General features: G+C 44.5%; 1 protein-coding gene. It reads right to left on the reverse strand.

The features are described 5' to 3' along the window. The coding region (locus AB4486_RS26850; protein ID WP_372119824.1) for a PTS transporter subunit EIIC at positions 1–217 on the reverse strand (217 nt) is incomplete at its 3' end. Positions 218–254 lie beyond the last annotated feature (37 nt).

Consider the following 254-nt stretch of genomic DNA (forward strand, 5'->3'; position numbering starts at 1 on the left):
GTACAAAACGCTTACCGTTGAAAAATGCTAATGCCTGAGGTAAGCGAGCGAAGTCATGATAGCGGTTAAATAAGTTGGCACCTAAATAGCCAGACATAATACCGATAAACACACCCATATTTAGGGCAGGAGCACCCAAAATATTCGTGAAGAATTGAGAGACAGGTAACTCAGAACCAAATAGGCTCATCACAACCGCTTCTGGGTCACTGAGCATAGCGTTATCCACGCCCAATATAACCCCAGTGATACGG

This window comes from Vibrio sp. 10N.222.55.C6 (genome assembly GCF_041473395.1).
Classification (GTDB): domain Bacteria; phylum Pseudomonadota; class Gammaproteobacteria; order Enterobacterales; family Vibrionaceae; genus Vibrio; species Vibrio crassostreae_C.